We start from the raw sequence: 8,215 nt of genomic DNA, 5'->3' as shown, positions 1-8,215 counted from the left end.
CCGAACAGCCAGATCGACGACCTGCTGCCTTGGGCCTATATCCGGGTCCCTGAACTCAGGGCCGTGGCCTGAGAACACCGCTTACGTTTGTACGAAAGGATGGAGAAATGGGCCTAAATGCTCCAGCCGGCCGACACATGTCGACAAACGTTCGAGAGAATAGCACGAGAGGGCCGCAAATTTGGGCTCGGCTTGCTCTTGTCGTCGCAACGGCCTCCTGAGCTTTCGCCTACGGTCTTGGCGCAGTGCAACAGCTTCCTACTTCACCGGATCGTCAATGATATAGATCAGGGACTTGTCAGAAAATTGGTTCCCGATGCGTTGGGCGGCTTGCTGGGTGAACTTCCTACTCTGCCATCGCAACAAGCAATTCTCCTCGGATGGGCCGCTGCAATTCCCGTCTTGGTGAAAATGAGAGACCTACCCAAGGAGCATCGACCACAGTCCGATGATCCCGATTTCTGGGACGTATGGACGCACAAGGAAGCTCGCGAAATTGACTGGCTTCCTATAGCGGCGGAATGGCTCAAGGGCGCGTCGTGAGCTATAAGAGGTCCAGTGGGCGCGCCAGTAGATAGGTGAATTTTGGGTACATTGCTTGCGATTTTCTGCGAAAATAAGCAGAGGTTCTTCAAATGCGCGAACAAGGTCGAATTAAAACCTGACGGTGTTCGCCGAATTCGCGCTTCAAGCTATCGATATTGCCTCGGTGCTAACTTCTTCTACATCCCAGCTGAACAAGATGGCTTGGAGGAGGGTGACCGCGTTTGCTGGGTGCGGGATCGAGAGCTGTACTCGCTAGAGGCTCTCAACAAGGCCTACGCTTCCGGGGACATCCATTTTAGCGACGTGCGCATCGGAAACACATATACCAAGCGTAACCAGGAAAGCGATGGCAAGTTCGTTGAGGTTGAAAGGTTCATTGGGCAAGAGCTCTATGAACAGCTACAAAAAAATCCTGAAGCCCTTCCGAACGTATCGAAGGGCGACTTTGAGGGCCTTTGCGCCGAATTATTCGTGCGCCGCGGATTTGAGGTGGATCTTTTCCGTGAAACGAAGGACGGCGGCATAGATTTTCTCGCCGTAAAAAATGAGGACATCGACCCATTGATCGTCGCTGTTCAATGCAAACAGCCTGACCAACGTGATGGCAAACCACGGAAAGCGCTCGGAAGGCCCGTGGTTCAGCAGATTTATGGCGCCGCAAAAGCCTGGGACTTACATGGTGCGGTCGCCATTTCTGGCTCGACCTATTCGCGGGAAGCTGCAGACTTTGCAAAGAACAAGCCCGAAGAGATACGCCTTCACGACGCCCACGATGTGTTAGACTGGATACAAAAATACCGGTGGAACAAGGGAGAATAGACGTTGGTCGCCCTTCGATAGGGCTATGCGTAGCGACGATGGCGGCCGTGGTGTCAGGTTCCGGCATCCAGATACGCTGTTGGGCATGCCAAACTAGATCATACAAAGCGCGCCCTCGGCGCCACGCATTCACCGTCCTTCGTCTTCCTTTTCTTCCCGAAACACCCAATGAGCCTCTCCCGGCATGTCAGCTTGCGGTCCCGCTTTTCCGCATGGAAAGGCAAGGTTCGCTCATGATCCTGTATCTGCGCCGGCTGACCGGAAAAGAGCGCAGCGACAGAGCCGACCGGCACCTCGCTCGCTTTCTGACGTTCATCGCAGGAGCCGCCAATGCTGGCGGCTTTCTGGCGGTCCAACAGTACACATCCCACATGTCAGGCATCGTTTCGTCGATGGCTGATCACCTGGCACTCGGCAATGTCGAACTGGCGCTTTCCGGATTGGGGGCCTTGTTGTCGTTTGTCGCAGGCGCCGCCTGCTCAGCGGTGCTGGTCAACTGGGGAAGGCGGCAGAGTCTGCAGGGCGAGTACGCGTTCCCGCTTGTCCTGGAAGCGCTTCTGCTGATCTGCTTCGGTCTGCTCGGCAGCCATCTTGCGCGTCATGAAGCCCTGTTTGTGCCGATGACGGTGATGCTGCTTTGCTTCATCATGGGCCTGCAGAACGCCATCATCACCAAGCTGTCGGAAGCCAGAATCCGGACAACGCATGTCACTGGCCTGGTGACTGACATGGGCATCGAACTCGGCAAGCTGCTTTATTGGAACATCTCGGGGCGTGACTCGGACGAACTGTTCGTGAAGGCAGATCGAAGAAAGCTGAGGCTGCTTGCGTCGCTTGTGGCATTGTTCTTTCTCGGCGGCGTCATCGGCGCTGTGGGTTTCAAGCATGTCGGCTTCGCGGCGACGTTGTTTCTCGCGGCCATTCTCCTCGTGCTGGCCTCCATGCCAGTCCTGGAGGACGTCTCCGTTCGCATGAGGCGGCTTTGGCAGTAGCGCTGCAGAGCTTTGCCGCATGCCAGATTTGGCAGCACATTCGCGAAGGCGCTGTTCCTGGATTTCGGCAGCTATCTGTTTGGCCGATCCTGAAGCACGAACACGATGAGACCGGCCCAACGGCATGAGCAAGCGAACTCAGCCATACCCACTCATAACGTAGAGTGGGGTCGAAGAGATAGCCGACGCGCCCGCGGCGGCTCCAATCGAGTGGCCGGCCGAGATAAGGCCCATTGCCAGCCCCATCACGCGCAATCCGAGACGGCTGGCGACAAGACTGGCCGTGACGGCAATGGCCGCATGGCTTTGGTGCGCAGGGCGTATTACCCGGTTTTCTACAGCCTCAAGACAGATGCGCCACGCATCACTAATTGAATGCGCCGCATTTTAATATATGCTGCAAGACGTAGAGATAATATCTCAAAGCTGATCAAAAAGGGGGATGCGACCGTGATAACTGCTCCACAGTTGCGTGCCGCGAGGGCGCTCCTTGGCATCGACCAGCGCAGGCTTGCCGAATTGTCCGGTCTTTCCGTGCCGACAATTCAACGCATGGAAGCCAGCGAGTCGATTATTCGGGGTAACGTCGATTCTCTCATGAAGCTGATCGGGGCACTTGACCTCGCCGGCGTGGAATTGATCGCTGAAGGCGCCTCCAGCCAAATCGGCGGGCGCGGCGTGCGACTGAAAGCGGACTTTGACCCCGCCAAGATCCTTGGCGGGGTCGATACGGATGCCAAACTCCCCGTGAGGAGCGTGGCGTGATTTCGGGGGCCGCGGTCCTCCTGTGGGGCGTCGCTGCGCTCCTGGGGACTGCGGTGCTTGCGATTGCGGAAAGCCGCAGATCCGACTCGGGAACACGCCGCCTGATCTACGGCTTGACGCTAGGTATATCGTCGGCCGTGCTCATGGTTCTCGCGAGCCGCATCGCCGACAATCCCGTCACCCCGTCGACTGTGGTGTTGCCTCTTGGATTGCCATGGATTGGCGCTCATTTCCGTTTGGATGCGCTCTCGACTTTCTTCCTCATCGTCGTCAACTTCGGCGGCTCCATGGCCAGTCTTTATGGCCTCGGCTACGGCAGGCATGAGTCTGCGCCGCATCGGGTGCTGCCGTTCTTTCCGGCTTTCCTGGCCGGAATGAACCTTGTCGTGGTGGCCGACGACGCCTTCACTTTCCTGCTTTCCTGGGAATTCATGTCGCTCGCCTCCTGGGCGCTCGTCATGGCGCACCATCGCGAGCAGGACAATGCGCGGGCGGGCTACATCTATCTCGTGATGGCAAGCTTCGGCACACTCGCGCTGCTGCTTGCGTTCGGCCTGCTCGCCGGATCCGATGGAACCTACACATTCGACGCGATGCGAGCCGCCGACCCCACCCCGTTCGCCGCTGCTTTCGTCCTGGTTCTCATGCTGCTGGGCGCCGGCTCCAAGGCTGGACTCGTCCCGCTGCAGGTTTGGCTGCCACTCGCTCATCCGGCCGCGCCAAGCCACGTCTCGGCTCTCATGAGCGGCGTGATGACCAAGGTCGCAGTCTATGGCTTCATACGCGTTATTTTCGATCTGCTCGGTGAGCCGGCATGGTGGTCGGGCGTTGCCGTGCTTTTCCTTGGCGGCCTGACGGCGGTTCTCGGCATCCTCTACGCGCTGATGGAAAAGGACCTGAAGCGACTGCTTGCCTATAGCACCATTGAAAACATCGGCGTCATCTTCGTAAGCCTTGGTCTCGCGCGCTTTCAAGGCGAACGCCATGCCATCGGCTGCAGCGCTGGCGCTCACCGCCGCGCTGTTCCACGTCCTCAACCATTCCTTTTTCAAGAGCCTGCTGTTTTTCGGCGCGGGCGCCGTGCTGACGGCAACCGGAGAGCGGGATATGGAGAAGCTGGGCGGTCTCATCCACCGCATGCCCTTTACAAGTTTTGCCTTTCTCGTCGGTTGCGTCGCGATCTCGGCACTTCCACCCTTCAACGGCTTCGTCTCCGAATGGCTGGCCTTTCAGGCCATATTGCAGAGCCCCGATCTGCCACAATGGGGACTGAAGGTCATGGTGCCCGCCGTTGGCGGTCTGCTGGCGCTGTCAGCGGCACTGGCCGCGGCCTGCTTTGTAAAGGCGTTCGGGATTACATTCCTCGGCCGGCCACGCTCGGCCGCGGTGGAACTGGCGCATGAGGTCGACCGCTACTCGCTGGCGGCAATGTTCATTCTCGCTTCCCTTTGTCTCCTGGCCGGCATTCTGCCCGGTCTTGTGATAGACGGCCTCTCATCGGTGACACTGCCACTGATCGGCAGTCGGATGCCTATGCAGATGGCCCAGCCCTGGCTGTCTATCGTGCCGATTGCAGCGAGCCGCAGTTCCTACAACGGCCTGTTGGTGTTCCTGTTCATCGCCTTTTCCGCATCCGCTGCGGCATATGTGATCCATCGCTTTGCATCACATGCACTCCGTCGGGGTCCCGCCTGGGGTTGTGGCTTCCCGGATGTGGTCCCGAGCTCGCAGTACACGGCCGTCAGCTTCGCGCAGCCTATCCGCCGCGTCTTCGGCACGTTCGTATTCCGTGCAAGGGAAACCGTCGAAATGCCGGCACCTGGCGAGACCGGTCCGGCTCGTCTGAATGTCGAAATGCATGATGTGATCTGGGAGACGCTGTACCTGCCTATCGGCCGGGCCCTCGACTTTGCGACCGACCACCTCAACCATCTGCAGTTCCTGACGATCAGGCGCTACCTGACCCTCGTCTTTCTCTTTCTCATTGTCCTGCTCCTGGTGCTCGCACTATGGCCGTGATTCTCGAGTTGGCCGTTCAAGGCGCGCAGATGGCGCTGGTGCTTTTGCTGGCGCCGCTCCTGACCGGATTCGTGCGCAAGGTGAAGGCACGGCTCTTGCGCCGCCAGGGTCCTTCCCTGATCCAACCTTACCGCGATCTCTTGCGGCTGATGCGCAAGGAAGTCGTTCTGGCGGACAACGCATCCTGGCTGTTTCGCGTGACGCCCTATCTGATCTTTGCCACCACCTGGGTCGGCGCGGCGCTCATCCCGACATTCGCCGCCGGCCTCACATTCAGTTGGACCGCCGATCTCATAGCCATTGTCGCACTGCTGGGAAGCGCCCGGTTCTTCCTGGCGCTGGCAGGCATGGACGTCGGCACGAGCTTCGGCGGCATCGGCTCGAGCCGCGAGGTGATGATCGCTTCGCTGGCCGAACCCGCCATGCTGCTCATCGTGTTCAGCCTGGCGCTCGTCGCGGGTGCTACGCAACTCTCAACGGTCGCCGCCTTCATGGGGTCACCGGAGGTTGGCTTGCGGGTGTCGCTCGGGATGTCGCTCATCGCCCTCGTGATGGTGGCGATCGCCGAAAACGCCCGCATACCCGTGGACAACCCATCGACCCATCTGGAACTCACCATGGTTCATGAGGCGATGGTGCTGGAATATTCCGGTCGCCATCTGGCGATGATCGAGTTTGCCGCCTTCCTCAAGCTTCTGCTCTATGTGTCGCTGATTTCCTGCGTCTTCCTACCTTGGGGACTGGCGAGCGCCGGGGCAGGACTGGAATCCCTTGCTCCGGGTGTCGTCGCCTATGTCGGCAAGCTTGCCGTCTGTGGCGTTCTCCTCGCCGTGTTTGAGACTGCCATCGCCAAGATGCGCGTCTTCCGCGTCCCGGATTTCCTCGGGGCAGCGCTGATGCTGGCCCTGCTCGGCACGCTCCTGCTGTTCGTCTCACGGAGCCTCTGATGAACGGCCTCACCTTCGACATCGCTCACCTGCTCGCCGGCGGCCTGGTGCTGGTCAGTTTCATGATGCTGTATCAGGATCGCCTCTTTGCTCTGATCAACGTTTTTGCGCTTCATGCAATCGTGCTGGCCCTGTCCGTAGCTTGGCAGGCATACATTCAGGACGCGCATCATCTCTACGTCACGGCGGCGATCGCCCTCGTCTTCAAGGCGATCGTCATTCCTGTCGGGCTTCATCGCATCATTCAGCGGCTCGGCATCCATCGTGACGTCGAGACCGCCGTCGGCATCGGTACGACGATGCTTGCGGGGATAGGCCTGGTGACCCTGTCCATGGTCCTGATGCTGCGCGTCACTCCCGAGGCTGATCCCCTCGCCCGCGAGGACCTGGCTTTCGCGCTGTCCATCATTTTGCTGGGGCTGCTGGTGATGGTCACCCGCCGCAACGCCGTCAGCCAAGTTGTCGGATTCATGTCGCTCGAGAACGGTCTGGTCCTCGCCGCCACGGGGGCCAAGGGCATGCCTCTGGTCGTCGAGATCAGTGTCGCCTTCTCGATCCTTATCGCCTTCATCGTCATCGGAGTCTTCCTGTTCCGCATCCGCGAGAGGTTCGACTCGGTGGATGTCGGCGCGCTCGACGACTACAGGGGAGAACACCGTTGACCGCGTTTTCCCTCGATGCGGTGGCCGCCATTTTGCTGATACCGGTCTTCGCGGCCGCACTTCTGGCGGCGCTGCCGAAATACCGGATATCGGCGGGCGTCAATGTCGCTGCGAGCTTGCTGACCTTGCTCGCCGCACTGTCGCTTCTTGTCACCGACCGCCCGCAGCCTGGGCAGTATCTGCTCGTCGACGATCTCAACATCGTCTTCATCGTGCTCAACACATTCGTCGGCTTCACCACCAGCGTCTTCAGCGCTTCCTACATTGCCCACGAACTGGAGAGCGGGCGGCTGACAGTCCCGAACTTGCGGTTTTATCACGCAATGTACCAGGTCATGATGTTCGGCATGAACCTGGCGTTCGTGTCGAACAATATTGGCTTGATGTGGGTGGCGGTGGAGCTTGCCACGCTGACCACCGTGCTCATGGTCGGCATCTACCGCACGCACGAAGCGCTGGAGGCAGCCTGGAAATATTTCATTCTGGGCAGCGTCGGCATCGCGCTCGCACTGTTCGGCACCATCCTCGTCTACATGGCTGCACAGCCGGTTGTTGGCGAGGGGACGAATGCGATGGTCTGGACGGTGCTCATCGCTCACGCCGCGCGCTTCGATCCGGCTCTGCTCAATGTCGCCTTCATCTTTCTGCTGCTCGGCTACGGGACGAAGGTCGGCCTTGCGCCCTTACATGCCTGGCTGCCAGACGCGCATGCTGAGGGTCCAACGCCGATTTCCGCAGTGCTGTCGGGCTTGCTGTTAAACGTCGCACTCTATGCCGTGCTGCGCTTCAAGCTGTTGCTCGCGGCAAGCCCGGAAGCGATCGCACCTGGGCCATTGATGATCACGATGGGACTGACGTCGCTTGTCTTCGCGGCCTTCATGCTCTACCGCCGCCGCGACATCAAACGCCTGTTCGCGTACTCCTCGATCGAGCACATGGGCATCATCGTGTTCGCCTTCGGCATAGGAGGCCCGCTCGCCAATTTTGCCGGGCTGCTGCACATGGTCATGCACAGCCTGACCAAGTCGGCGATCTTTTTCACGGTCGGCCACATTGCCCAGGTCAAGGGGACACAGAACATCGCCGAAATCCGGGGACTGACGGAAACACATCCTGCCCTTGGCTGGGCGCTCGTCATCGGCGTCGTTGCCATTGCCGGCCTCCCTCCGCTCGGTATCTTCATGAGCGAATTCCTGGTCGTGAGTTCGACATTTGCAAGACACCCTCTTTTGGCGATGCCGTTGGTTTTCGGGATTCTGCTCGCTTTCGGCGCCCTGCTGCTTCGACTGACCGGCGTCGCTTTCGGCGAACCGCGCGGCAGCACTGCACCCGCCGAGGCGTCCTACATTCCGATGTATTCCCACTTGGCGTTGGTGTTTGCCGCCGGCATCTATCTGCCGCCACCGCTGGTCACATGGTTCCAGCACGTCGCAAGTATCCTGGGGTGAGCAGAGGAGAGAAAGAG

At 59.6% G+C, this 8,215-nt stretch carries 5 protein-coding genes and 2 pseudogenes; all 7 read left to right on the top strand.

What is annotated here, in order from left to right:
* Nucleotides 1-594 precede the first annotated feature (594 nt).
* The 7 genes and pseudogenes from NKI70_RS14910 to NKI70_RS14880 all read left to right on the top strand — a co-directional run bounded on the left by NKI70_RS14910 (nucleotide 595) and on the right by NKI70_RS14880 (nucleotide 8,198).
* Complete coding sequence (locus NKI70_RS14910) at nucleotides 595-1,365, top strand: restriction endonuclease (RefSeq protein ID WP_352724691.1); 771 nt, start codon at nucleotides 595-597, stop codon at nucleotides 1,363-1,365.
* Between the two features lie 212 nt (nucleotides 1,366-1,577).
* Nucleotides 1,578-2,345, top strand: a pseudogene (locus NKI70_RS14905) (YoaK family protein); the annotation flags it as partial.
* A 462-nt stretch (nucleotides 2,346-2,807) separates the two neighbouring features.
* Complete coding sequence (locus tag NKI70_RS14900) at nucleotides 2,808-3,122, top strand: helix-turn-helix domain-containing protein (protein WP_023675522.1); 315 nt, start codon at nucleotides 2,808-2,810, stop codon at nucleotides 3,120-3,122.
* Nucleotides 3,119-5,141, top strand: a pseudogene (gene hyfB, locus NKI70_RS14895) (hydrogenase 4 subunit B). Before NKI70_RS14900 ends, hyfB begins: the two are co-directional and overlap by 4 nt.
* Nucleotides 5,132-6,088 (top strand): respiratory chain complex I subunit 1 family protein, encoded by a 957-nt coding sequence (locus NKI70_RS14890; RefSeq protein ID WP_023675520.1) that lies wholly within the window; start codon nucleotides 5,132-5,134, stop codon nucleotides 6,086-6,088. The pseudogene hyfB and the gene NKI70_RS14890 overlap by 10 nt, the downstream one beginning before the upstream one ends.
* Nucleotides 6,088-6,750 carry a hydrogenase-4 component E gene (locus NKI70_RS14885; RefSeq protein WP_023675519.1) on the top strand — a complete coding sequence of 221 codons (663 nt, stop codon included), beginning with the start codon at nucleotides 6,088-6,090 and terminating at the stop codon, nucleotides 6,748-6,750. Before NKI70_RS14890 ends, NKI70_RS14885 begins: the two co-directional genes overlap by 1 nt.
* The gene (locus NKI70_RS14880) at nucleotides 6,747-8,198 is read left to right on the top strand and encodes a hydrogenase 4 subunit F (protein ID WP_023675518.1); all 1,452 of its coding nucleotides are present in this window, start codon (nucleotides 6,747-6,749) and stop codon (nucleotides 8,196-8,198) included. Before NKI70_RS14885 ends, NKI70_RS14880 begins: the two co-directional genes overlap by 4 nt.
* Nucleotides 8,199-8,215 lie beyond the last annotated feature (17 nt).

The organism is Mesorhizobium sp. M0500, assembly GCF_040321165.1.
Taxonomy (GTDB): Bacteria; Pseudomonadota; Alphaproteobacteria; order Rhizobiales; family Rhizobiaceae; genus Mesorhizobium.
Note: the sequence above shows the minus strand (reverse complement) of the source record. Positions and strands in the feature narration are given on the sequence as shown.

Excerpts from the sequence above, each read along its gene's own strand:
- NKI70_RS14890 (WP_023675520.1), top strand. The coding sequence starts at position 5,132 with ATGGCCGTGATTCTCGAGTTGGCCGTTCAAGGCGCGCAGATGGCGCTG.
- NKI70_RS14885 (WP_023675519.1), top strand. The coding sequence starts at position 6,088 with ATGAACGGCCTCACCTTCGACATCGCTCACCTGCTCGCCGGCGGCCTG.